The 24240-nt window shown below is 45.2% G+C and carries 26 protein-coding genes, 1 tRNA gene and 1 pseudogene; 14 read left to right on the forward strand and 14 right to left on the reverse strand.

Going from position 1 to position 24240, the window contains the following annotated elements; all coding sequences use genetic code 11:
- Positions 1 to 227: 227 nt before the first annotated feature.
- From QUE64_RS07940 to QUE64_RS07950, 3 genes are all read right to left on the reverse strand, one after another.
- A complete protein-coding gene (locus QUE64_RS07940) occupies positions 228 to 1319 on the reverse strand; it encodes a sensor histidine kinase (protein ID WP_286225228.1) in 1092 nt (363 codons plus the stop codon).
- 268 nt (positions 1320 to 1587) lie between these two features.
- Entirely contained in the window at positions 1588 to 2250 is a 663-nt protein-coding gene (locus tag QUE64_RS07945; protein ID WP_286225229.1) for a response regulator transcription factor, read from the reverse strand.
- 11 nt (positions 2251 to 2261) lie between these two features.
- Positions 2262 to 2567 carry a PepSY domain-containing protein gene (locus QUE64_RS07950; RefSeq protein WP_286225230.1) on the reverse strand — a complete coding sequence of 102 codons (306 nt, stop codon included), beginning with the start codon at positions 2565 to 2567 and terminating at the stop codon, positions 2262 to 2264.
- A gap of 103 nt (positions 2568 to 2670) precedes the next feature.
- Here QUE64_RS07950 and QUE64_RS07955 point away from each other — a divergent pair, with 103 nt between their 5' ends.
- The 3 genes from QUE64_RS07955 to QUE64_RS07965 are packed head-to-tail and all read left to right on the forward strand — an operon-like array spanning position 2671 to position 4105.
- A complete protein-coding gene (locus tag QUE64_RS07955) occupies positions 2671 to 3069 on the forward strand; it encodes a DUF1924 domain-containing protein (protein ID WP_286225231.1) in 399 nt (132 codons plus the stop codon).
- 46 nt (positions 3070 to 3115) lie between these two features.
- The gene (locus tag QUE64_RS07960) at positions 3116 to 3598 is read left to right on the forward strand and encodes a diheme cytochrome c (RefSeq protein WP_286225232.1); all 483 of its coding nucleotides are present in this window, start codon (positions 3116 to 3118) and stop codon (positions 3596 to 3598) included.
- Between the two features lie 9 nt (positions 3599 to 3607).
- Positions 3608 to 4105: a hypothetical protein gene (locus QUE64_RS07965; protein WP_286225233.1), complete on the forward strand. Its 498-nt coding sequence runs from the start codon at positions 3608 to 3610 to the stop codon at positions 4103 to 4105.
- 327 nt (positions 4106 to 4432) lie between these two features.
- Here QUE64_RS07965 and QUE64_RS07970 read toward each other — a convergent pair whose 3' ends face one another.
- Together QUE64_RS07970 and QUE64_RS07975 are read right to left on the reverse strand one after the other, a co-directional pair.
- Entirely contained in the window at positions 4433 to 5260 is an 828-nt protein-coding gene (locus QUE64_RS07970) for a class I SAM-dependent methyltransferase (RefSeq protein WP_286225234.1), read from the reverse strand.
- A 160-nt stretch (positions 5261 to 5420) separates the two neighbouring features.
- A complete protein-coding gene (locus tag QUE64_RS07975; protein WP_286225235.1) occupies positions 5421 to 5753 on the reverse strand; it encodes a hypothetical protein in 333 nt (110 codons plus the stop codon).
- 294 nt (positions 5754 to 6047) lie between these two features.
- Here QUE64_RS07975 and QUE64_RS07980 point away from each other — a divergent pair.
- Together QUE64_RS07980 and QUE64_RS07985 are read left to right on the forward strand one after the other, a co-directional pair.
- Positions 6048 to 6124, forward strand: a tRNA-Met gene (locus QUE64_RS07980).
- 62 nt (positions 6125 to 6186) lie between these two features.
- Positions 6187 to 6333: a hypothetical protein gene (locus QUE64_RS07985; protein WP_286225236.1), complete on the forward strand. Its 147-nt coding sequence runs from the start codon at positions 6187 to 6189 to the stop codon at positions 6331 to 6333.
- A 99-nt stretch (positions 6334 to 6432) separates the two neighbouring features.
- On the opposite strand, the gene QUE64_RS07990 is transcribed toward QUE64_RS07985, so the two are convergent.
- The 4 genes from QUE64_RS07990 to QUE64_RS08005 are packed head-to-tail and all read right to left on the reverse strand — an operon-like array spanning position 6433 to position 10657.
- Positions 6433 to 7704, reverse strand: coding sequence for a Coenzyme F420 hydrogenase/dehydrogenase, beta subunit C-terminal domain (locus QUE64_RS07990; protein WP_286225237.1), 1272 nt, complete (start codon positions 7702 to 7704; stop codon positions 6433 to 6435).
- Entirely contained in the window at positions 7694 to 9019 is a 1326-nt protein-coding gene (locus QUE64_RS07995) for a TRAP transporter large permease (RefSeq protein WP_286225238.1), read from the reverse strand. Before QUE64_RS07995 ends, QUE64_RS07990 begins: the two co-directional genes overlap by 11 nt.
- The gene (locus tag QUE64_RS08000; RefSeq protein ID WP_286225240.1) at positions 9012 to 9536 is read right to left on the reverse strand and encodes a TRAP transporter small permease subunit; all 525 of its coding nucleotides are present in this window, start codon (positions 9534 to 9536) and stop codon (positions 9012 to 9014) included. The genes QUE64_RS07995 and QUE64_RS08000 overlap by 8 nt, the downstream gene beginning before the upstream one ends.
- Before the next feature lie 20 nt (positions 9537 to 9556).
- Entirely contained in the window at positions 9557 to 10657 is a 1101-nt protein-coding gene (locus QUE64_RS08005; protein ID WP_286225242.1) for a TRAP transporter substrate-binding protein, read from the reverse strand.
- A gap of 212 nt (positions 10658 to 10869) precedes the next feature.
- On the opposite strand from QUE64_RS08005, the gene QUE64_RS08010 reads away from it, so the two are divergent.
- The gene (locus QUE64_RS08010; protein ID WP_286225243.1) at positions 10870 to 12468 is read left to right on the forward strand and encodes a gamma-glutamyltransferase family protein; all 1599 of its coding nucleotides are present in this window, start codon (positions 10870 to 10872) and stop codon (positions 12466 to 12468) included.
- A complete protein-coding gene (gene maiA / locus QUE64_RS08015) occupies positions 12468 to 13139 on the forward strand; it encodes a maleylacetoacetate isomerase (RefSeq protein ID WP_286225244.1) in 672 nt (223 codons plus the stop codon). Before QUE64_RS08010 ends, maiA begins: the two co-directional genes overlap by 1 nt.
- Here maiA and QUE64_RS08020 read toward each other — a convergent pair.
- The 3 genes from QUE64_RS08020 to QUE64_RS08030 are packed head-to-tail and all read right to left on the reverse strand — an operon-like array spanning position 13132 to position 15822.
- On the reverse strand, positions 13132 to 14064 hold the full coding sequence (locus tag QUE64_RS08020) for an AEC family transporter (RefSeq protein ID WP_286225245.1): 933 nt from the start codon (positions 14062 to 14064) through the stop codon (positions 13132 to 13134). The genes maiA and QUE64_RS08020 overlap by 8 nt on opposite strands.
- Before the next feature lie 7 nt (positions 14065 to 14071).
- Positions 14072 to 14596 carry a gamma carbonic anhydrase family protein gene (locus tag QUE64_RS08025; RefSeq protein WP_286225246.1) on the reverse strand — a complete coding sequence of 175 codons (525 nt, stop codon included), beginning with the start codon at positions 14594 to 14596 and terminating at the stop codon, positions 14072 to 14074.
- 23 nt (positions 14597 to 14619) lie between these two features.
- A complete protein-coding gene (locus QUE64_RS08030) occupies positions 14620 to 15822 on the reverse strand; it encodes an ammonium transporter (protein ID WP_286225247.1) in 1203 nt (400 codons plus the stop codon).
- Between the two features lie 111 nt (positions 15823 to 15933).
- On the opposite strand from QUE64_RS08030, the gene QUE64_RS08035 reads away from it, so the two are divergent.
- Both QUE64_RS08035 and QUE64_RS08040 read left to right on the forward strand, forming a co-directional pair.
- Positions 15934 to 16290 (forward strand): Rap1a/Tai family immunity protein, encoded by a 357-nt coding sequence (locus tag QUE64_RS08035; protein WP_108509406.1) that lies wholly within the window; start codon positions 15934 to 15936, stop codon positions 16288 to 16290.
- 25 nt (positions 16291 to 16315) lie between these two features.
- Positions 16316 to 16621 (forward strand): glycine zipper domain-containing protein, encoded by a 306-nt coding sequence (locus QUE64_RS08040; protein ID WP_286223531.1) that lies wholly within the window; start codon positions 16316 to 16318, stop codon positions 16619 to 16621.
- Here QUE64_RS08040 and QUE64_RS08045 read toward each other — a convergent pair.
- Entirely contained in the window at positions 16613 to 16999 is a 387-nt protein-coding gene (locus QUE64_RS08045; RefSeq protein ID WP_286223532.1) for an OsmC family protein, read from the reverse strand. The genes QUE64_RS08040 and QUE64_RS08045 overlap by 9 nt on opposite strands.
- Positions 17000 to 17009: 10 nt before the next feature.
- Positions 17010 to 18908: a molecular chaperone HtpG gene (htpG, locus tag QUE64_RS08050; protein ID WP_286225248.1), complete on the reverse strand. Its 1899-nt coding sequence runs from the start codon at positions 18906 to 18908 to the stop codon at positions 17010 to 17012.
- Positions 18909 to 19044: 136 nt separating this feature from the next.
- Here htpG and miaB point away from each other — a divergent pair, with 136 nt between their 5' ends.
- The 5 genes and pseudogenes from miaB to glyQ all read left to right on the forward strand — a co-directional run bounded on the left by miaB (position 19045) and on the right by glyQ (position 24232).
- Positions 19045 to 20397, forward strand: a complete 1353-nt coding sequence (miaB, locus tag QUE64_RS08055) for a tRNA (N6-isopentenyl adenosine(37)-C2)-methylthiotransferase MiaB (protein WP_286225249.1) — start codon at positions 19045 to 19047, stop codon at positions 20395 to 20397.
- 13 nt (positions 20398 to 20410) lie between these two features.
- On the forward strand, positions 20411 to 20860 hold the full coding sequence (ybeY, locus tag QUE64_RS08060; protein ID WP_286225250.1) for an rRNA maturation RNase YbeY: 450 nt from the start codon (positions 20411 to 20413) through the stop codon (positions 20858 to 20860).
- A gap of 53 nt (positions 20861 to 20913) precedes the next feature.
- Positions 20914 to 21759, forward strand: a complete 846-nt coding sequence (locus tag QUE64_RS08065; protein ID WP_286225251.1) for an HlyC/CorC family transporter — start codon at positions 20914 to 20916, stop codon at positions 21757 to 21759.
- Positions 21760 to 23283, forward strand: coding sequence for an apolipoprotein N-acyltransferase (gene lnt, locus QUE64_RS08070; RefSeq protein ID WP_286225252.1), 1524 nt, complete (start codon positions 21760 to 21762; stop codon positions 23281 to 23283).
- A 65-nt stretch (positions 23284 to 23348) separates the two neighbouring features.
- A pseudogene (glyQ, locus tag QUE64_RS08075) lies at positions 23349 to 24232 on the forward strand (glycine--tRNA ligase subunit alpha).
- Positions 24233 to 24240 lie beyond the last annotated feature (8 nt).

The raw sequence follows: 24240 nt of genomic DNA on the forward strand, positions 1-24240 counted from the left end.
CATAAGCTCGAAGTTTCAGAAAAATCCTCAATCGTTTCAAAGACATAACAGCACCACAAAAACGGGTGCTTTACACACTGTGCTGAACACTTCACCATACAAAGCTCGGAAGCTTTATGGCTAAAGGCTGGCGGGTTAGGCGCACGGAGTCCACGAGAAAATGTGTGGTGATTGCGTGAAAAAATTTAGGTGGCTTGAGTTTGGAAGTGTCGTTTAAAACGACGCATTCACGAATTGATTGAAAGTACACTTGGTAACACGAGCGTTATAGACAGCCCCCCAAAAGACGATTGATTCAAGCTTACTTTGCCACCATAGAGCTCAACTAGCTCACTCACAATGGATAGTCCCAACCCAGAACCTGGAGTAATCTCATCAAGCTTCATTCCTCTTTTGAGAGCCAAATCAAATTTCGCAGGATTCAAACCAACCCCATCGTCCTCAATACAAATTTCCACAAAATTTTCTTTGTTTGAAATGTGGATATTGACGATTGATTTAGCCCATTTACAAGCATTGTCTAATACATTGCCAATGATTTCCTGCAAATCATGAGCTTCGCCATTAAAAATTAAATTTGGCTCACTACATTCAATCTTTATAAGTAGGCTCTTATCACTATGTAATTTATCCATCACCCGAACAACTGATTGAATAGTACTTAAAATCGGAGTTCGAGTCGTTACGATAGGATTAAGCGCCAACGTTTTTGTCTTCGCCAAACTCCTCTCGACCTGCTCTTTAGCTGATTGTGTCTGCTGTAGAACCAATTCCTTAAAGGCCTCTTTAGATAGATTGTTGTCGTTGACAGCGTTTTGAATCACAGCTAGCGGCGTTTTAATAGCATGCGCCAAATTACCAGCTTGCGCTCTTGCTCGAGCAATGATCTGTTGATTTTGCTCCAAAACAGTATTGAAGTCCTTCACCAAAATATTGAACTCGGTAGGATACTCACCCTCAATCATTGAGCTTTTGCCACTCTTTAATCGAATCATTGCTTTTTTTAATGCTTCAAGAGGCTGTAATCCAATCGTAATTTGCATGATTAATATCATGAGGAGCGCAAGCGCAAGAATGAATAAGTAACGTCTAATTTCACTTGAAAATAATGTAATTTCAGCGTCAAGCGGTGAGCGATCGACAGCTACTGTTAGCGTAAATGGAGTTGACTGAGCATCCTCCAAGGAAACGGTTTTGGAGTAAGCCAGTAATGAATGCTGACCAACGCCAGTGATTTCGTAAAAAAAAGGTTGATCAGACTGATTTTTGGAGCCGCGGATGGCGAGTGTTTGGTCCCAAAGGGAACGCGAGCGTAACACGGTCCCATCTGATGCATTGATCTGCCAATAGAGTCCAGATAGGGGCTTAGCCCATCTGGGCTCTCCCACTGGCGATACTAACTGGGGCTGCTGAGACCGCAAATCAATCGAGACAAGACTCGCTAACTGATTAAATTGATTCTTTATATTGAGTTCAAACTGCTTTGTGGCATATTGGGTAAATAACTCCGTAATGACCCGATTAGCAACAAATAATGCGATAAGAATTGCTAAGGTTGAGGTGACTGCGATCCGAAATCGCAGGGACTTAAGCATGATCGTTGAGTCGATACCCAAGGCCACGGACTGTCTCGATCAAACCTTCGGGTAGTTTTTTTCGCAAACGCGCGATAAAGACCTCAATCGTATTGGAGTCCTTGTCTTCATCATAGGCGTAAAGATGTTCACTCAGGGTTGTTTTATCAATCACTTTATTAGGGTGATGCATTAGGTAACTTAGCAAGCGCAACTCATAACTCGTTAAATTGATGGTATTGCCGTCAAGACTCACTCGATTACTAGCAAGATCTAAGGTTAATCCTTGGATACTAATTACTGAAGAAGAGTGACCGGTTGAGCGACGAATAACGCTTCGCACCCTTGCTAAAAGCTCCTCCATATGAAATGGCTTTGTGAGGTAATCATCGGCTCCGGCATCAATTCCGGCTACTTTCTCGCCCCAGTTATCCCGTGCGGTCAGAATAATGACTGGAAATGTTTTCTTAACAGCTCGCCATCCCTTTAAGACCGAAATCCCATCAAGCTTGGGAAGGCCCAAGTCCAAAATGGCCGCATCAATCGCTTCTTCTTTTCCAAAATGAAGCGCATCCTCACCATTACTGGCAGTATCCACCACATAACCTTGCTCTTGGAGCGCCAGTTTTAATTGCTCAAGTAGAGTTGGCTCATCCTCAACCACGAGTAAACGCATCAATTGGCCTTTTAGTCTTTCTTAATCTTTTGCTTTAAAACCTGACCAGTTTTAGCATCCACCTCTAACTTCACAATCGAGCCTGCCGAAGTCAATTGCTTGATTTCGTAAACCCAGCCACCCTTCTCCTGATCAAGCTCCACTTCGAGCACTTGACCGGGATGATCTTTAGAAACCTTTTGCAAGATTTCTTGTAGGGGAAGGATTTGACCGGATTGGACGGCTTTTCTGGCTCGCTCATGATCTGAATCGGCAAAACTTGTCATCGGCATCACGATGAGTGCTATTACCAGAAGAAACTGTGGGAGTTTTCGCATACGGAAATTGTAGATCGGCAAGATGAACGGAATCTGAACAACGCCTTCAGCCTGGGTCTAGGAACACTATTGAATACTGGGGTCCAAACAATAAAGGACTCAAATGAAATACTCCTTCAGCCTCATCTTGATTATTGGCATAGGCATGGTAAATGCCGCCATTGCCGGTGATACTAGCCCCACTGAACAGCTGAAATACTGGACAGATAAAGCAGGTGCGGCGGCAAACCCGATTGCTGGAAAGCTTTTTTTCACCCAAACGCATGGCAAAGAATGGTCTTGTGCCTCATGTCACGGCAATCCTCCAATCTCCACTGGTAAACATGCAAGCACGAATAAAGCTATTCCACCCTTAGCGCCTAGTAGTAATCCAGAAGCATTTACGGAAACCACAAAGATTGAAAAGTGGTTTCGACGTAACTGCAATGATGTTCTTGCTAGGGAATGCGCCCCTCAAGAAAAAGCCAATGTGCTGGCTTATTTAATTTCATTAACCAAATAAATGGATAAGTGAGATGGCTCAAAAAAAACACCGTCAGGAGATCAACATGAAAGAGTTTTTTGGACTAATTTTATTGACCTTGGTTCTCTTGGCCGCCATTGCTTTGGCTAGCAAGCATGCCAATGCCGGTAGCAAGGATATGCAGCCAGCACAACCGCTTCCTGTATATCAAACCGAATGTGGCTCGTGCCACTTAGCCTACCCTCCCGCATTCCTCCCAAAATCCTCATGGGAGCAATTGATGTCCACCCTTTCCAAACACTATGGAACGGATGCCTCAATCGATGCCAAATCCAACCATCAAATCAATCAGTGGCTAACCCAATATGGGGGCAGCTATAAACGGGTTAAAGAATCGCCACCTGAGAATCGCATTACTAAATCGGCATGGTTTGAACGCAAACACCGCAAAGTGAAACCGAGTGACTTTATGAAGCCTTCCGTGAAAAGTCCTGCCAATTGTGCCGCCTGCCATCAGCGGGCTGAGCAAGGTCTATTTGACGATGATGATGTTCGGATCCCAGACTAAGGCCATTCGATGAAGACACTCAAGCAAATCCTTCACCTAGCAGGCGCCATCACTTTTATTGGGGCATACCTTACCGCCGATAGTGAATCCTGGCGATTGATTCATGTGTATTTAGGATATGGTTTTGGGATTATCTTTTCCCTTCGACTCTTGATTGGCTTAGTTCTAAGAACATCGATGGCATTTCAAACAATTTGGATGCGTGCCAATCTTTTTAAAACGATTGTGCAGGATCTGAAGGATCTAAAACTTGAGCGTCTTTGCAAATGGCAAATTTGGTATGGCTCCGGTATGGGGATTTTGGTATTTCTAATGTACCTTTTATCCATCCCACTTGTTTTGTTCGGAATCATGACTTATGAGGAATTTGGCGGGAAATGGTTTATTAAATTCTCTGAAAATAGCCACGAATTTATTGGTGAATTTTATCTCTCGATTGTTTTAATTCATTTGGTACTTATTTTTGGAAAATACCTTTTGCTGAATTGGAAAAATCAACCTATATAGCTCGTGCTCATGTGCTAAAAATTTTTGGATTCTCTAATGGTGTCAAATACCAAATAGATACTTTTTATTTGCCACAAATTTGTCCTTTAAAAAGACGCTTTGTAACACACCACGTTTTTGGTGTATTTAGATACTTGAAATTACAGTGGGATTTCCGTCAAACGGATTGGTAGTCCTCTGCTCTACCGACTGAGCTACCAGGCCACGAAAGAATGTTCATTATACGCAAACTGATGTAGAGCTTGAGAAATGTGCGCTAGTGCGCATGAGTTGTCTTTTAAAAGGACGATATGTTTTAAATGGTTTATTTCTCATCTTTGAAAAAAATTAATTTTTCTCAAACACCCCCAATATCGATGTCCCCCACGGAAACGATAAGTGGTGACCCAATGGCGTTTCTGCATAAAACACAGCTTTAAGGGCATTATTAATAATGGGATGAGGCGTCTTGTACTCTTCTTTATAGAGTTTTGCCATTTGCTCCTCATTAAGCTCTTTGGGGCGGGTTTTGCGCGATAGCCAGTACAGCGGACTAAGCAAGAACATAAAGTAGCGCGCATCTTTAAGGATTAGTCCGCTACTCTTTGCGAGCTCCTGATACTTTCGTTTGTCGTAGCGACGCACGTGCTTTACGAACTCATCGTTGTATGACCAAAAGAAGTCAAGCGCTGGGGTCGCCACAAATAGCTTGCCACCCGGCTTCACGGCTTTGGCTGCCTCCCGCATCACGGTGACATCATCCGGACAATGCTCAATTACATCCAATAAGTAAGCGGTATCCCACTGCTCCTGCATTTGTAAATCCATGAGATCAACGTGATACAGGTCCACATCCTCATCTAATACCCCTTTGGCATTGAGGAGCGCTACCCGGGAGGAATCCGCCAGCGCCAAATCGGTTAATCGATTAGGGATTGTTTGAGTAAGGTATTGCACCCAGCCGCCACATCCCCCACCCAAATCAATGGCTGAGAAGTTTTCTGATGCTTGATGACGCTTTAATGACTCTAATAAAAAACGATGGCGCCCTAGATACCAAAAATGCTTGGATTGCATTTCAAATAAATGGGCAAACTGATCTTCAACAAATTCATCATTACGGTGCGTGACTGGTTTTTGTGGCACATAAATGCCAACGCTATCTTGGTAATACATAAACATCCCCATACCGATTTCGCACCCTATTAGGTGCAGAACTTGGTTTCGTGAGAAACCGCCCAGAATGGAGGCGAACAACCCGCTAAGGGTTTAAAGCAATGAAATGTACTTTTTAGGGATTGCCACCAACCATTGGCTTACCTAACGCGGTAAGCGCTTAGATGAAGTGGCGTTGGGGTGGCGCTAAGGCCGGGGGTGGAAACTTGGGGTTAAGAAATGAAAACGGGACCAATAAGGTCTTGGCAAACGAAACGCGCCGAATAAAGGGTCGATCTTTTAAGACTAAAAGGACGACTGCAACAAAAGCAACCACAAAAGTGGTGTCGAGAAAATGCTTACGCGCATCTGGAACAGTCACTGCATATGAATCCGGGGTTGGCTCAGGACTGCCATCATCTAAGAGTCGCGCACTATCAAAAGAACTCAAACCCGACATATGAAATCCTGAATCGTTATCTCCAGCGATATGCGCATGTAAGAACGGAGACATGCACTTGAGAAAAATTCCCAAGAACAAGAAAGCTATCAAAAAAGATCGATTGAATTTAAAGCGCATGCTTACATTCTAAGTGGATCTGAAAATTTTCAATAACCACTAAAAATAATGGGTTTTGATTTGATCAATTAATTTATGGCTTTAGAGATACCGAGGCATTGTCTTTTTAAACGACAATATTTTAGTTAGGGCATCCCGTAGCCACAACGGTTTGAACTATTTGACAGAGTTAGCCACAGTCGTCACATTCACACAGCACCACAGTCAATTTGCTACAATTCTCAGTTCGGCGAATTAGCTCAGCTGGTTAGAGCGACGGAATCATAATCCGCAGGTCCGGGGTTCAAATCCCTGATTCGCCACCAAATTCTGCCCTCAGCCTGTCTGGGGGCTTTGTTTTTGGATCGTTTATTGGTAAGGTATATCGATGATTTCTAGAACGTGGTGGATGATCTTTGGGTTTATTGCCCTTGGTTTAGGGTTTTACATGTATATACGGGATAAAGACCTCATTGGTATTGTGATTGCCGTCTTAATTTTATTTGGTGCTTTTTCAGCAAAACCAAAAAAATAATCTGCTATGGATCCAAAAACACAACGAGAGCGGGATGAAGCGGTTAAGCGTAAATATATTTATAAACCCGTCTTCATTATTTTCGGCATCCTGAATCTCTTAATCATTGCTCTGTTTGTTATTTCTCTTTAGCTGTACCTTCACTTCATCTTTGATTTCACTGGTATTTGCAACTAGCCCGTAAGGTTTGACTAGTTGCCAAACATGATTGGGCACCATGTTTTTCATCTTCTTTGGTAGCTCTCTGCGAAGATGCAATACCGTTTCAATGGCTTTCATCTCAACTCGCGCTCTTGCAAACTCTAATCCCCTGGGTCCAATCTTTGGCATGAGCCACCCGACGATCGGTCGTAACCAATTGGGCATCTGACGCAGTGGTAAACCACCAGCAGCTAACTCCACGTTTTTCATAAATCCTTTCACTGGACCCACACGATTACCAGCACTCTCTGGTTCGCTTAGTTTGATTTGATTACCTAATAGATTCAGTAGCTCCTCTCCCTGTTGATTGCGCACAATTAACCATTGCTCGCCAGAGCCACCCATATAGCCAACCGTGATATCGGAGAGAGCATTGGTGTAATCCACGCAAGTTCTGCACGTCAATGGGAAAAAATCGGGTCTAAGTTTTGATAATGGCAGCATCAAAAATGGGATTGTTCGTTGTTTTCCGTCTTGATAACGAACTTCTACATGGTAGTCGGCCCTAAACTCTAAATAGGTAATCTTTTCTGGACTCTCATCAATCAGTTGCAAAAACTCATGAAAGTTCTTGGTACTGGTGTTATCCGAGCACGGCGTACCAATCACATAGAGTTTTTTTAGATCCAACTCTTTTTCTAAAGCTCGTAATGCATAAACCTGGCAAGGAATGCCAATCACTCCAAGCCGTTGGTAATTTCTCTCTTTTGCAATATCTAGGAGAGCCAGGAGCGGAGCGTAGCCCATCCGCATCCCGCGTGCTTGATGAAGCTCTTGAGGATCGGTGATCAAGACAGGCATGGGTCGCCAACGATCATCTGGATCTGGCGCCATCGTTAATACGGCATCTACTAAATTGTTATTGAGAAGTTGGCTAGCAATCGAGGTGGTAATTCCGGTCCACTGGGCACCCACGAGCGGCTCACGCATACTGGCTCGGTACATCTTGCGATAAACCCCAAAGAAGAGTTGATCCCCTTCTAATGCTCGGGCTTTTCCGTGGATTGATTGCTCAAGAGACTCGTATTGGGGGTCAATAAACTGGCAAGCTCGACCACAGCGTTTGGGATCTGAAGATCTAGAAATCCCGCAGTCAGTACAAAGCCCTCGCTCGGGCACAGGGCCCGAGTACGAGAGTGATTCAATACTAATTACTTTTTTACCATCCAATTAACTTAGGCAACCATAGCGAGATTTGAGGGAACTGGAACACTAAGTATAGTGTCACGCCCTGCATAACGATGAATGGTACAACGCCCTTGTAAAGATGCTTAATTAATACTTCTGGCGGAGCAACTCCTTTGAGATAAAAGAGAGCCCAACCAAATGGTGGAGTCAAGAATGAGGATTGCAAGCAAACCGTGACCATCATGGCAACCCAAACTGGATCTGCACCTTGGGATAACAAAATAGGCATAAAGAGTGGAACGGCAATATAGCTAATCTCAATCCATTCCAAGAAAAATCCCAGCACGAAAATAAGAAGCAACATAAGCCAAATATCACTATTAAGTCCACCGGGCACTGCATTAAATAGCTTGGCAATCAGCTCCTCACCATTGAGCCCTCTAAAGGCCAATGAAAATACCTGGGCACAAATCAAGATGAACATCATCAGAGCGCTGATTTTGGTGGTATCAATCATCGTAGCCTTTAAACGCTCCCAGGTCAGACGACCCGAAAACGCGGTCACCAAGATAGCGCCAAATGAACCCATTGCAGCTGCTTCAGTAGGCGCGGCAACACCGCCCACAATCGATCCCAAGACGGCGACCACCAACATAATGGGTGGTACAACCACTTTCCAAAACCGAATCCAAAGCTCTTTACCCGAGACCTTACTACGCTCCTCGATCGGGATGGGCGGCATCAGTTCAGGTTGTAGCCATCCTCGAATCAATAAATAAACCACATATACTGTTGTAAGCAATAAACCCGGCATCACTGCCGCTGCAAACAAAGTGCCAACTGATAATTGCAAGATATCAGAGAGCAAGATCAAGATCAGACTGGGAGGAATAATTTGACCTAAGGTTCCAGATGCGCAAATTGTGCCGCACGCAATCCCTTTGTCATAACCTCGTTTGAGTAAGGTTGGCAGTGTTAAGAGTCCCAAGGTAATAATGGTTGCACCCACAATTCCGGTGGTCGCACCCATTAAGGCGCCAAAGAGAACGATGCCAACGGCCATACCTCCTTTCACACCCCCTGCTAAATGACCAATCACATCGAGCAAATCATCGGCAAGCCTTGATTTCTCTAACATGATGCCCATAAAGATAAAGAGCGGAATCGCAAGCCATTGATAGCCACCAACCACCCCAAAGACGCGGGCTGGCAACAAATTAAAAAGCGTGTCACCAAAGCCAATAAAGCCAAATACGAATCCAACAGTTGCCAGTGAGATCGCAACGGGTATGCCAATCATGAGCATGACAAAAAACCCGCCCAACATCAAAAATGCAATGATCTCGGGGTTAAACATGATCCGCCCCCTTATTTCCAGGACGGTTGAGATAAACCCGTATTGCTTCTGCTGCTCCCTGAAGTGCAAGTAAGGCAAAGCCAACTGGTATCAGGCCTTTAACTACCCAACGCGCTGGTATACCGCCAGGATCGGGCGACTTCTCGCCAATTGAGAACGATTGTCCGACGTAATTAATTGATACTTTAATAAAGATCAAAGCGATCAGTACTGTCAGTATTGCTGAAACCAGGTCGACAATGTATTTCTTTTGGGGGGAATAATTTGCATAGAACAAATCAACCCGAACGTTCTCACCACGCAATAGGGCATAACTCATACCAAACAAAATCATGGCCGCTAATAGATGCCACTCCAATTCCTGAGCCCAAACACTTCCAAGACTCATTGAATAACGTAAGACCACATTGATAACGATCAATAGAACAATTGACAAGGTGAGCCAAGAGGCCACCTTGCCAAATAGATCAATCAAGGCCTCAATGCGCGACGCAATTACTGCCGATGCTTTTTGCACTGAATCTCCCGATTTGTTAATTAACCACGAACCTTGCTGTGATAGGCTGCTTCACTATAGACTGCCCAGGCATCATATTTTTTCTTGTAGGCAAAATAGGAGTCATGAACCTTCTTGGTCATCGGATCCTTTGCAGCTTCCTCGTTCAGAATCTTCATGGTTTCATCACGCATTGCTTTGACTACAGAGTCTGGTAATTGCAAGGCTTGAACACCTTGCTTCTTAACCAAATCCTCCATAGCGTCTGCGTTATTTTTCTGACACCATGCTTCACCAATCACATTACAGGCCGCTGCAGCATTGGTAACAACTTCCTGCAGATCTTTTGGTAGCTTCATCCAAGCTGCTTTATTGATGAGTAGCTCAGACGTAGTTGCGGGCTCATGCCAGCCAGTGGTGTAGTAAAACTTGGCGGCTTTTTGCAAACCTAAGCGACGATCTTGGAATGGTCCTACAAATTCAGCAGCATCAATTACGCCGCGCTCAAGTGCGGGGAAGATTTCACCGGCGGGTAGCACCTTCACATCAACACCTAATTTGGCATAGACTTTGCCAGCTAATCCAGGAATACGCATCTTCAAACCCTTGAGATCGGCTACAGAATTAATTTTTTTCTTAAACCAACCCGTCATTTGAACGCCAGTATTACCGCAAGCCATGGCCACCATTCCAAACGGTGCATAGACTTCGTTCCACAGGTCATTGCCACCGCCGTCATAGAGCCAGCCATTCATACCCTGAAAGTTAAGACCAAATGGCACTGCCGTGAAATATTGGGCAGCTGCTGTTTTACCAGTCCAGAAATAAGCATTTGCGTGATTCATCTCAACTGTACCCGCACGCACTGCATCAAAACCCTCAAACGCTGGGATCAGCTCGCCTGCACCGAATACCTGAATACGTAAACGACCACCAGACATTTCCAGAATGCGCTTCGCTAAATCAGTAGCGCTACCTGGACCATCCATATAAAAGGGTGCGCCTTTTGGATAGGCGCTGGTCATCTTCCAATTAAAGGTTTGTGCAGACTGAGCCTTTACAATTGCAGGCGCAGCAAGTGCGGCGCCAGCAACACCGGCACCTAAACTTTTGGTTAAAAACTTACGACGGCTTGAACTCATTTATTTTCTCCTTAGTTATAAAATTCCAAATAATGTGTTGCGATGACATGAAGTACTTAATTCAAGCAAGACACCAGAATTTAGTAATTTCTTGCAAAGTAAAATGTATCGAGAAAAATTAGGTGTGCACTAGACCTATTCCCTAAAGTAGTGCGTTAATTCTTTAATTTGGGGAATCTATTCCTCGTTTTAGTTCAAAGGAAAGTATTGCTATGCAACCAAAATGGGGTATCCGTGGAATGGCCGTTGCGCCTCACTCACTCGCTTCTCAATCAGCGCTTGCAGTTCTTAGGGAGGGCGGCAATGCTTTAGAGGCCATGATTTCGGCAGCCGCCACCATTGCAGTGGTTTATCCGCATATGAATTCGATTGGCGGAGATTCTTTTTGGGTAATTCATGCGCCTGGTAAGGCCATGGGAGGCATTGATGCTTGCGGAGGCGCCGCTGGATTAGCAACTCGCTCGTGGTATCAGGAGCACGGAATCAAAGGTGCAATTCCATTTCGTGGGCCTGTTGCAGCCAATACGGTTGCAGGCACCATTTCAGGATGGGGGGCGGCTTTTGAACTCTCTAAAAAGAGTTTAGGCGGCAGATTACCCTTATCTCGATTGCTCGAAGATGCGATTCACTACGCCGAGCATGGTGTTCCAGTAACGCATAGTCAGTCTGCCCTCACTGAGAAAAAACGGCTTGAGCTTAGTCCGCAACCTGGATTCTCAGAGACGTTTTTAGTAAAAGGTAAGTCTCCAGCAACTGGCAGTGTGTTTTATCAAAAGCGCCTTGCAAATACTTTGCGTCAGATCGCCAAAAAAGGTACGAATGATTATTACCGCGGTGAACTCGCTGAGTTGATTGCAAAAGAACTCAAACAATTGGGTAGTCCACTGCGCCTCGATGATCTACAACGCCACCATGCAAAATTGATCAACCCCTTGCACCTAGCTCATAGTTTGGCAGATGTATACAACATGACGCCCCCAACTCAAGGGGTGGTATCGCTGATGATTCTGGGTATTTTGGATCAACTCAAACTCAAACAATTTGCAGTCGATAGTCCAGAGTATGTACATCACTGTGTAGAGGCCACTAAACAAGCCTTCAAGATTCGTGATCAACACATTACGGATCCTGCATATATGCAAAAGCATGCTCAAGAATTTTTATCGCCTAGCTTTTTAAAAACACTCGCCAACAAAGTCGATCGTCAACGCGCCCTACCCTGGGGTGCCGGTAGAGGGCCTGCGGACACGATTTGGATGGGCGTGATTGATGGTGAGGGCCGTTGCGTTTCGTTTATCCAAAGTATTTATCATGAGTTTGGCTCCGGAATTGTTTTACCGAAAACAGGCATTAACTGGCAAAACCGTGGTTGCAGCTTTTCACTAGACCCTAAAGCGCTCAATGCCCTAGAGCCTTACCGCAAACCATTTCATACTTTGAATCCTGCCCTAGCATTATTTAGAGATGGTCGGTCTATGGTTTACGGAACCATGGGAGGTGATGGCCAACCACAAACCCAGTGCGCAGTATTTACCCGAACTGCCATCTATGGGCTTGATCCACAAGATGCGATTAGCCGTCCTCGCTGGCTATTAGGACGCACTTGGGGACAAACCAGTGATACGCTGAAATTGGAATCTCGTTTTGATCCGGCACTAGTTCAACAGCTTCGCGACATGGGGCATGACATTGAGATCCTGGCTGAGCTTGACGAAACGGTGGGACACGCGGGTTGCATTATTCGTGAGCCATCGGGCATCCTCAAGGGTGGCTGGGATCCAAGAAGTGATGGTGCGGTAGCATCGTTCTGATGAAACCAACTCTGTATAGCTTCTGGCGCAGCTCTGCCGCCTTTCGGGTGCGGATTGCACTCAATCTAAAAGGGATTGAATATGATGTGATTCCAGTCCACCTTCGCAAGGGCGGCGGAGAACAGCTCAAAGATGTTTATCAAGTATTGAACCCAAATGGCTTAGTGCCACTGTATATCGATGCAGGCCTTACCTTGCATCAATCAGCAGCAATCATAGAATTTCTCGAAGAAAAGTACCCCACTCCAACTTTGTTGCCAACTAGGGTCGAAGATCGAGCCTGGGTACGAGGTTTGGCACAGGATATCGCCGCTGATATTCATCCACTGAATAATCTTCGAGTTCTGCGCTATCTCGTTGGCAAACTTGGGGTTAGCGATGAAGCCCGCTTGGGTTGGTACAACCATTGGCTTGAAAAGGGTCTCATTGCTCTAGAAAAACGTCTTTCGAATGATCCACGCGTTGGTCAATTCTGCTATGGCGATCAGCCAGGTATGGCTGATGCATTTTTAGTTCCGCAAGTGTTTAATGCATATGATGCCAAGATAAGTTTTAGTAACTATCCAACTTTGCAGCGTATTACGTATAACTGCATGCAACTCCCCGCATTTTTGAATGCCTCTTGGGAACATCAAATTGATGCGGAAGGAAAAAATCCAGAGCCTAGCTAGGCGTCATCCACCACACTAGGATTGATAGGGTAAATAAAGAACCAAGGGTAGTAATGAGTACGACCCGCGAGATCAAAGAACCATCGGCTCGGTAATACTGAGCCAACATGAATGGGCCCGTACCCGTTGGCAAAGCGCTGACTAATACTGCCGCATAAACCCAAAATGTCGGTAATCCCAAGATAGGATCAGCTACCACCCAAACGACGAATGGCTGCAAGATCAGTTTTACAAACACAAGGCTCCAAGTGGTCTTTGCGGGCGCAGCAGTTTTTTGAACCAAAAATAATCCAATCGATACTAAGGCACAGGGGCTAGCTGCAGCCCCTAAAAAACTGACAAACTGGCGCAGAGGTGCATAAAGCTCTAAGCCGGTAGTCGCCCATAGCGCTCCACAAAATGGGGCAACCAATAAAGGATTGGTGGCTAAGGATTTTCCAACCGTTTGAATAATTTCACCAAACGGCTTTTTAGCATGCACCCCGAGCTCAATAAAGATAATCGCTACTGCAAACAGTGCGCACACCACAATCAAGGTGGCAATCACGGCAGGCCCGAGGCCGCTTTCACCAAATGCGAGGAGTAGCAGCGGAATGCCCATGTAACCAGTGTTCGCATACGAACCACTCAAGCTTTGAAAACTAGCAACGGTCCAATCTTTAGTTTGAATCCGATAATAAATTAAGAGGGCCAAATAAACCAAAATGGCGCCCGAGCTAAACGCAATAATGAACCCTGGTTGCCATAACTCCTGCCAGTTACTATGGGCAGTGAAGTCAAACATTTGGGCTGGCAGTGCGAGCCACACCACAAAGCGATTGATTTCGGTTGATGCGTTTGGACTTAACTTACCGGTTTTGCCACAAATGTATCCCGCCAAAATTAAGGCGAAGATGGGAATGATGACGTTAAGAACGTGCAGCAATGAAAACCTAGGAAATTTTCTTGAGGGTTTTGCGATAACGGGCAGCGTTCTCGACGTAATGTGAGGAGATGCGATTCATCTCAGCAATCTGCTCCGGACTCAGCGTTTTCACCGCTTTCGCTGGCGTTCCAATAATCAGAGAGCCATCTGGAAATTCTTTGCCTTCGGTAACTAAGGCTCCCGCACCGACTAAGCAATTTTTACCAATCTTGGCGCCATTGAGGACGATGGCATTAATTCCAATGAGACTACCATCACCAATCGTGCAGCCATGCACCATCGCCTGATGACCAATGGATACATTCTCACCTAAGGTGAGTGGCCAACCATAGTCAGAGTGCAAAACCGCAGAATCTTGAATATTGGTACCAGCTCCAATCCGAATCGGCTCGTTATCGCCCCGGATCACCACGCGCGGCCAGACATTGGCATTTTTTCCAAGATGAACTCGGCCAATGACCTCAGCCGAGTCTGCAACCCATGCCCCTTCTGCTAACTCCGGGGAAATACCATCCAATTCATATATCGCCATGCTTTCATTATAGTGAGGCCAAATTACCAGTTTGACTCCCGATCTGGAGTGGCGGAAATTTTATGAATACTAAGATCGGCCCCATCAAATTCATCCTCTTGAGACATTCGAATCCCAACCGATGCTTTAAGAATTCCATAAACTATAAAACCGCCGATTAGAGCAACCGCTACCCCTAATAAGCTACCGATTAACTGAGCAATAACATTGACTCCGCCAAGTCCACCTAAGGCTGTGAGACCAAATATACCTGCAGCGATACCGCCCCACAAACCGCATAAGCCGTGTAATGGCCAAACACCAAGCACGTCGTCGATCTTCCAACGATTCTGTACTTTGGTAAACATATAGACAAATAAAGCGCCCGCAACTAATCCCACGATAAGTGCCCCTAGAGGATGCATCAAATCGGAGCCAGCACACACTGCCACTAAACCAGCTAAAGGCCCGTTATAAGAGAACCCTGGATCATTGCGCCCTACAAACCACGCTGCAATGGTTCCACCAACCATAGCCATTAGAGAATTAAGAGCAACTAAACCACTGACCTTATCAATCGTCTGTGCGCTCATGACGTTAAACCCAAACCATCCCACTGTCAAAATCCATGCCCCAAGAGCTAAGAATGGGATGCTTGAAGGTGGATGCGCTGCAATTTGACCTTCCTTAGAATATCGCCCACGTCGAGCACCCAGCAAAATGACTGCTGGTAAAGCGAGCCAACCACCAACTGCATGAACCACAATCGAGCCGGCAAAATCATGAAACTCATCACCTGTGAGATTTTTAATCCAACCTTGTATTCCATAATGTTGGTTCCAAACAATGCCCTCAAAGAAAGGATATATAAAACCAACAATCACAAAGGTAGCAATCAATTGCGGATTAAACTTGGCACGCTCGGCAATGCCGCCAGAAATAATTGCTGGAATCGCTGCGGCAAAAGTTAATAAGAAGAAAAACTTTACAAGCTCAAAGCCGCTTTTTTGAGAGAGTAACTCTGCACTTGAAAAAAAGTTGACTCCGTAAGCAATGCTGTAGCCAATAAAAAAATAAGCAATGGTGGAGATCGAAAAATCAATAAGGATTTTGATCAGTGCATTGACTTGATTTTTCTTACGCACAGTTCCAAGTTCCAAAAATGCAAACCCCGCATGCATTGCCAAAACCATAATTGCGCCCATCAAAATGAAAAGGACATCGGCCCCAGATTTCATCGCATCCATTAATACCCCTATTTTTGTAAGTGAATTTTCGGTATTATGTTTTGAAGTGGGGCAATATGATCAAAATTTTGCACCCTTTCGGTGCAAATTATGTTTTTTAAGGGACTAACAATGAAAAAACTGTTTCTATTACTTGGATTAGGTGTATCTTTTTTAAGCACCCCAGCCATGGCTGAAAACAAAGCCTTAAGTACCCAAGAGCTCGTGAAGTACTGTCAGCTTCCTGCTAGCTCAGAATTTCGATCCTTTTGTGTTGGCTACTCAACTGCGATTTACGATACCTACCTCGTAACCCGCCATCCAACGAATGCCAAACCGTTTATCTGCCTAAAGCAACCGGCACCCCCGATTGATGCAGTGATTGCCGATTACGTCAATTGGGCAAAGCAAAATCAGCAATATGCTAATACACCTGCAGCCGATAGCGCATTGCGTTACCTTGCTGGTCGCTTTCCTTGTGGCAAATAATCATTTCATTTAGGAGAACTTGATCATGAAAAAATCATTACCCATCATTCTTGGTTCCGCATTGTTGATTACAGGTTGCTCCAATATGGATACCACCCAACAGCGCACCTTATCGGGTGGCGCAATCGGTGCTACCGCTGGAGCGGTTGGTGCCGCAATCTTCCATGGCAACCCCATTTGGGGTGCAGTCGGTGGAGCTGCAGTTGGTGCAGCCTCTGGCTACGTGTATGACATGTACGAAAAAGACAAGCAAGCCCAATACAACAAAGGCTATCAAGCCGGTAAGGCAAGCTCTACCAACTCGAATAGCTCCTCATCAAGCTCAAAGTAACTCAGTATTAATTTCAATAGTGCCAATAAGTGCCTTGTGAACAGGGCATTTATTGGCAATCTCAAGTAATCGCTCTGATTGCTCGGCATCAGTGATGCCTACAAGCTTGATTGAACGCTTGAATTTCTCGATCTCGTTTTCTCGCTCGATATCTACCGTCACAATTGCATCTTGTAGATCCCAGGATTTCCTCTGGGCATACATTTTTAGGGTCATGCCTGTGCAGGCAGCTAAGGCAGCGCCTAAATATTCATGTGGCGATGGTCCTGCAGAATCACCGCCCTTGTCTTTTGCAACATCCGAGACAAAATGATCATTGCCTACCTCTAGGGTCTGCTGAAAATTACCACTACCAAATCGAGATACCACCGCTCTCATACCCAATCCTTTATGCCAAAAGCATTTGATTAATACGTTTTACAAATCCAGCAGGGTCCTGTAATTGACCCCCTTCTGCAAGCAATGCTTGATCAAACAAAATGGTTGCCCAATCATCAAATTGCTTATCTTCATATTTTAATTTGAGAACTAGCGGGTGCTGCGGATTGATTTCTAAAATCGGTTTACTATCCGGGGCCTGTTGGCCTGCGGCTTTGAGCATTCGTAATAAATTTGCGGAGAGCTCATGCTCATCAGCAACTAAGCACGCTGGCGAATCAGTCAGGCGCAACGTAACCCGCACATCCTTCACTTTGCTATCAAGGGATTTTTTCATACGCTCAATCAAATCCTTGTACTGCTCTTCGGTTTCCTTTTGCTCCTTTTTCTCGGCCTCATCGGCCAAGGCACCCAGATCAAGCCCGCCTTTTGCAACCGATACCAAGGCCTTGCCGTCAAACTCATGGAAATACGACAGCATCCACTCATCGACTCGATCCGATAGCAGCAGAACCTCAACCCCTTTTTTCTTGAAAATCTCTAAGTGAGGGCTGTTCTTGGCAGCAGTATAGGATTCACCGGTAACGTAATAAATCTTGTCTTGCCCCTCCTTCATACGACTCACATAGTCAGCAAGCGCAACTGTTTGCTCGGCAGAATCAGTGTGCGTACTAGCAAAGCGCGCTAATTTCGCAATTCGCTCTTGATTACCAACATCCTCTCCGATCCCTTCTTTGAGAACCTGACCAAACTCTTGCCAAAACTGAGCATATAGCTCTTTTTTAGCAGTATCCTCACTATTAGCCAACTCCTCGAGCATCGTTAAAACTCGCTTGGTTGAGCTCTCACGGATAGTTTTGACATCACGTGACTCTTGTAAGATTTCACGAGAAACATTAAGTGGCAAATCAGCCGAATCAATCACACCCGTGACAAAGCGAAGGTACATAGGCATTAGCTGTTCAGCGTCATCCATGATGAAGACGCGTTTGACATATAGTTTGATGCCATTGCGCTTATTGCGATCCCACAGGTCAAAATTGGCTTTCTTGGGAATAAATAAGAGTTGAGTGAACTCACTGCGTCCCTCAACTCGATTGTGCGAGTATGTTAGGGGGTCTTCAAAGTCATGGGAAATATGTTTATAGAACTCCTTGTACTGCTCGTCCGTAATTTCTGACTTTGGTCTGGCCCACAAGGCGGTCGCTTGATTGATGGTCTCAAACTCATCTTTTGTAACCTGCTCTTTCTTTTCTTCATCCCATTCCTCCTTCTGCATCTGAATTGGTAAAGAAATGTGATCCGAATACTTGCGAATAATAGATTTCAATTTCCAAGAGGAAAGCAACTCGTCTTCGCCTTCACGCAAGTGTAAGGTGATCGAGGTACCACGCTCTGGACGATTGATGGTTTCAATCGTGAACTCCCCAGCGCCCTGGGATTCCCAACGCACACCTTCGGATGCGGGCAAACCAGCCCGTCGTGTTTCCACGATGATGTTATCAGCCACGATAAATGCCGAATAGAAGCCAACACCAAACTGACCAATCAGAGCGGCATCCTTTTGCTGATCGCCAGAGAGTTTTGTAAAGAACTCCTTAGTACCCGAACGGGCAATGGTTCCGAGATTGGCGATTACCTCATCCCGGCTCATACCAATTCCGTTATCACTGATGGTGATGGTTCTGGCTTCTTTATTGAAGCTAATTTTGATCTTTAACTCTGGATCAGACTCATACCAATCCGGATGGTTCATCGCCTCAAAGCGTAGCTTGTCAGCAGCATCTGAAGCGTTTGAAATGAGCTCTCGCAAAAAGATTTCCTTGTTGGAATACAAGGAATGGATCATTAACTGCAAAAGTTGTTTTACTTCGGCTTGAAAGCCAAGGGTTTCTTTAACTGCACTCATTAGTAAGCGTCCTCTTTGGTCTTGATTTCGATTGCTTTTATATTGGGGCACCTTAAGCGATTTCAAGAGCCTAAATCGTAGCGATAATCGCCTACAATAGGGGTCTTGCCCCCAGCTATAAACCTGAGATCGGCGTATGAAAAAGCTTTATATCAAAACATTTGGCTGCCAAATGAATGAGTATGATTCGGACAAAATGGCCGACGTACTTCATTCAGCACAAGGCATGAACCAAACGGATCAAATTGAAGATGCTGATGTCATCTTGCTCAATACCTGCTCTATCCGAGAAAAAGCCCAAGAAAAGGTATTCTCAGACCTAGGGCGCCTACGGGAACTAAAGCAATTAAAGCCCGATCTGTTAATTGGCGTCGGCGGCTGCGTTGCGAGCCAAGAAGGTAAACAAATTATTAATCGTGCCCCGCATGTGGATTTTGTCTTTGGCCCACAAACCTTACACCGCTTGCCAAAACTAATTGATGAGCGACTCGCCACTGGTCAATCGCAAGTAGATATCTCGTTTCCCGAAATTGAGAAGTTTGATCATCTCCCGCGCTCACGTCAGACCAAAGGTTCAGCCTTTGTCTCCATTATGGAGGGTTGCTCCAAGTACTGCAGCTACTGCGTGGTACCGTACACGCGCGGTGAAGAAGTATCTCGCCCCTTTGAAGATGTGCTCACTGAAATAGTGGGCCTAACCGAGCAAGGCGTCAAGGAGATCACCCTATTAGGCCAAAACGTCAATGCCTATCGCGGGCTTATGGGCCAAACATCAGAGATTGCTGATTTTGCCCTGCTCCTCGAATACATGTCAGAGATACCGGGGCTGGAGCGGATTCGATTTACCACCAGCCATCCAAAAGAATTTACCCAACGCCTAATTGATGTGTATGACCGAGTTCCACAATTAGTCAGTCATTTACACCTCCCCGTACAGCACGCCTCTGACAAAATTTTGTCAGCCATGAAACGAGGTTATACGAGCTTAGAGTTCAAAAGCATTGTTCGCAAAATGCGTATGGTTCGCCCCAATCTCTCACTTTCCAGTGACTTCATCGTAGGCTTTCCTGGAGAAACCGAAGCTGACTTTGAGAAGCTAATGGATATGGTGACCGAACTGCAGTTTGATAACAGTTATTCATTTATCTTTAGTTCTCGGCCCGGTACTCCTGCAGCCAATCTAGAAGACGACACGCCCTATGAGGTCAAGTTAAAGCGCTTACAACGTTTGATTGCGCAAATTGATTCTCAAGCGCTGACAGTTAGTCAAGCAATGCTAGGCAATCATGAGCGAGTCTTGATTGAAGGCTTGACTCGTGATAAGGCTCATCTGCTGGGGCGCACCGAGAATAATCGCGTGGTCAATATCATTATTCCTGAGGGTGATTCTGATCAACGCTCAGTTGATCAATGGATTGGACAGATGCTAGACGTTAAAGTGACTGAAGTTCTCAAGCACACCCTACGGGGTGAAATTATTCATTCTTAGGTCTAATTGATTCATGAGCCAAACCCTCAATCTTGATCTTCAGTTTGCTACCCAAGCCCTCCAAAGCCAAGTTTTGAGGATAGCGAGTTTGGCGCAAATTCGTAAATGGGCTGGAGCCTGTTTTCAAAGTAAAGTAATCCTCACGATTCGCTTTGTGAATCGAGCCGAGGCCCATGATCTCAACCTATTTTTTCGCGGCTTTGATAAGCCTACCAATGTCCTTACTTTTTCCTACCCAACACAGGGAAAATCAATTGAAGCAGACATTGTTTTATGTTTACCAATTCTGCGCAAAGAAGCCAAAGAACAACAAAAGCCACTCGCGGCTCACCTCGCCCATCTTTTAATTCATGGCTGCTTGCACGCCAAAGGCTATGACCATTTAAAGCCAAAAGATGCTAAACAAATGGAAGCCTTAGAGATCAAGATATTGCAATCGCTTGGCTTTGCAAACCCTTACTAAAAAGATTCGTTTGTCGGACTTTCATCAAAATGTTTTATGCTGTCTACTAATTTATGTCTAATAGCCTGATTGATCGTCTAAGCGCGTTTTTTTCGGACCAGTCCTCTGATCCCAAAGCGCAGCGCAGGGAGTTGATTGAGACTCTTCGTGAAGCCCAAGCCGATGGGCTCATGGATGCCGATGCGCTTTCGATGATCGAGGGCGTTTTTCAGGTTGGCGAATTATCCGCTCGCGATATATTGCTGCCTCGAGCCCAAATTGACTGGATTGACATCAATGCCCCCTTGTCTCAAATCATTGCAGATGTAGTCAAAACTGGCCACTCGCGCTTCCCAGTCTATGAAGGGAGTCGCGATCAAGTCATCGGAATTCTTTTAGCCAAAGATCTTTTGCGCCATTTCACAGAAAAGGATTTTCAGATTCGCGACTGGCTTCGGCCGGCTGTATTTATTCCTGAATCAAAGCGTTTAAGTGTTCTACTGAAAGACTTTCGTAATAACCGCAACCATTTGGCTATTGTGGTCGATGAATACAGTGGCGTGGCTGGAATGATTACGATTGAGGATGTCATCGAACAAATTGTTGGTGATATTGAAGATGAACATGACATCGATGAGGATGCTGACAATATCACCGTCTTAAAAAATGGCGACTATCGCATCAAGGGCATGACCGAATTAGAACAGCTCAACGATGAGTTAAAAACGGATTTTTCGGCAGAAGACGTAGAAACTGTTGCCGGGCTGGTCATTCAACATCTGGGTCGAGTACCAAAATTTGGCGAGCGGGTTCGTATTAATGGTTTTGAATTCGAGGTCCAACGTGCCGATCCCCGTCAGGTCCACATACTTCTAATGCGCCGTATTGCAACCCCCAACGTTTCTGCCACTGATTCTTAATTGCAAAGTAGTCGTCTTCAGGCCAATACCGTTATTTATAGCTCCTTACTTATTTTTTTAGGAGTTCTCTTAGCGGTCGCGAGTGAGCTTCCCTTTAGCGGCTATATTCAAATAGTCTTATTTGCTTACACTTTATACATACTAAATAAAAGTAGCGAGGCAAAATTTAGTCAGGCATTTCGGGATGGATTCTTACTCGGTCTTGGCTATTTTGTAATCGCTCTTTGGTGGATTTTTATAAGCCTGCACGATGTCGGTGGAATGGCGGTCTGGTTATCAAGTCTTGCTGTTTTCGCTCTAGCCAGTCTCATGGCGGTCTATTTTGGATTAGCTAATCTGATTGCAAAGCAAGTTGCTCATTCTGCGTGGCGATCCCTCGCGATCCCTGCAGCGTGGGTACTCACCGAATATTTACGGGGTCAGATTTTTACTGGCTTTCCGTGGATGGGCTTTGCCGAGTCGCAAGTAAATGGCCCCTTTGCCAATATTGCGCCCTATTTTGGCGGTTTAGCTTGTACCTTTTTATGCATCTGGGCCGCCTTGCAATTGAGTCAGCCTCGATTACGAAATATCGCTGGCGTAGTGGGAGCGGTTGCGATTGTCCAGGTCTTGGGAATGTGGTCATTCACAACCCCCAAAGACTCACCCATCACGGTGCGACTGATTCAGGGGAACTTTGAACAAAGCCTCAAATTTAATCCCGCTGAAATCCTAAAACAAATCCATTTTTATCGGGATCAAATTATTAAAGCCCCAGCCGATTTAATCATTGCCCCTGAGACCGCGTTTCCTTGGCCTGAGACCGATATTCCTGATCAGTCTATTGAACGTATTCAAGCGTTTGTGAATGAAACAGATAGTCACGTATTACTCGGCTTAATTGGCAAAATTGCTAAGGGCGATACCGCGGTTCAATATTCCAATCGAGTCAGTGGCTTTTCTAAAGAACAGTCAATCTACCACTACGATAAACATCACTTAGTTCCCTTTGGCGAATTTATTCCCCCGGGTTTTCAGTGGTTTGTGGATGCTTTTAAAGTACCGATGAGTGACTTTGCCAGAGGATCGATTGATCAAGCACCATTTTCAATTCGCCCCCGCTCTAATCCAGATCACCCCCTTTATGCCGCCATCTCAATTTGCTACGAAGATATTTTTGGTAACGAAATCGCTACCCGAATTCGCAATAGTAGAGAGCCAGTTAATCTTTTAGTGAATGTGACCAACTTGGCTTGGTTTGGCCAATCGCAAGCCCCGATGCAACAATTGCGCCTCTCTCAATTGCGTTCTCTCGAAACCGGCCTACCTAGTTTACGTGCCACTAATACCGGAATCACTGCACTGATTGATGAACGCGGACGTGTCATGGCAGATCTTGAGCAATTTGTGCAGGGTGAGCTTGAGCTGCGTGTACAAGCCTTTGAGGGACGAACGCCTTATGTGATTTGGGGTAATTGGCCGATTTTGATCTGGGTACTTTTTGCCTTAGGGATTGGCTATTGGGGAAGAACACGACCGAATTGATTTTTTAACGAGTCCTTGGTTTGCCGAGTAAAATCAAGGTCTTATCTAAAAAATCATTGTGTCGCATGCTAACGTTTCAACAAATTATTCTCAAACTTCAAGATTATTGGGACCAACAGGGTTGTGCGCTTTGTTGCAACCCATCGATCTTGAAGTTGGGGCTGGTACCTCGCATACAGCCACTTTTTTGCGAGCCATTGGTCCTGAACCCTGGAAAGCAGCCTATGTTCAACCTTCACGCCGTCCCAAGGATGGTCGTTATGGTGAAAACCCAAATCGCTTACAACACTACTACCAATACCAAGTTGTTTTAAAACCAGCACCTGCCAACATCTTGGATTTGTATCTGGGCTCCTTGAAGGCTTTGGGGCTTGATCTGCAGCAAAACGATATTCGTTTCGTAGAAGATGACTGGGAGAACCCGACCTTAGGAGCATGGGGCCTTGGCTGGGAAGTTTGGCTCAATGGAATGGAAGTGACTCAATTTACGTATTTTCAGCAAGTGGGTGGCTTAGATTGCAAACCTGTATTGGGTGAGATTACCTACGGAATTGAACGTTTGGCGATGTACTTGCAAAACTGCTCAAACGTCTTTGATCTCGTCTGGACGGACAGTGTGACCTATGGTGACGTCTATCACCAAAATGAAGTGGAGCAATCACGCTATAACTTTGAACACTCCAATACAGACTTCCTGTTCGCAAACTTTAATCAGTACGAAAGCGAAGCAAAGCGCCTCATGGAGCAATCGCTTGCACTGCCTGCATATGAGATGGTTCTAAAAGCAGCCCATACATTTAATCTGCTTGATGCGCGTGGGGCGATTTCAGTAACAGAGCGTGCTGCTTATATTGGTCGTATTCGTAATTTGTCACGCTTGGTCGCACAAGCCTATTACGAATCACGTGAACAACTAGGCTTTCCCATGTTGCAAACTAAAGCGCATTAAGGCATTAA

The organism is Polynucleobacter sp. HIN7 (genome assembly GCF_030297595.1).
GTDB lineage: Bacteria > Pseudomonadota > Gammaproteobacteria > Burkholderiales > Burkholderiaceae > Polynucleobacter.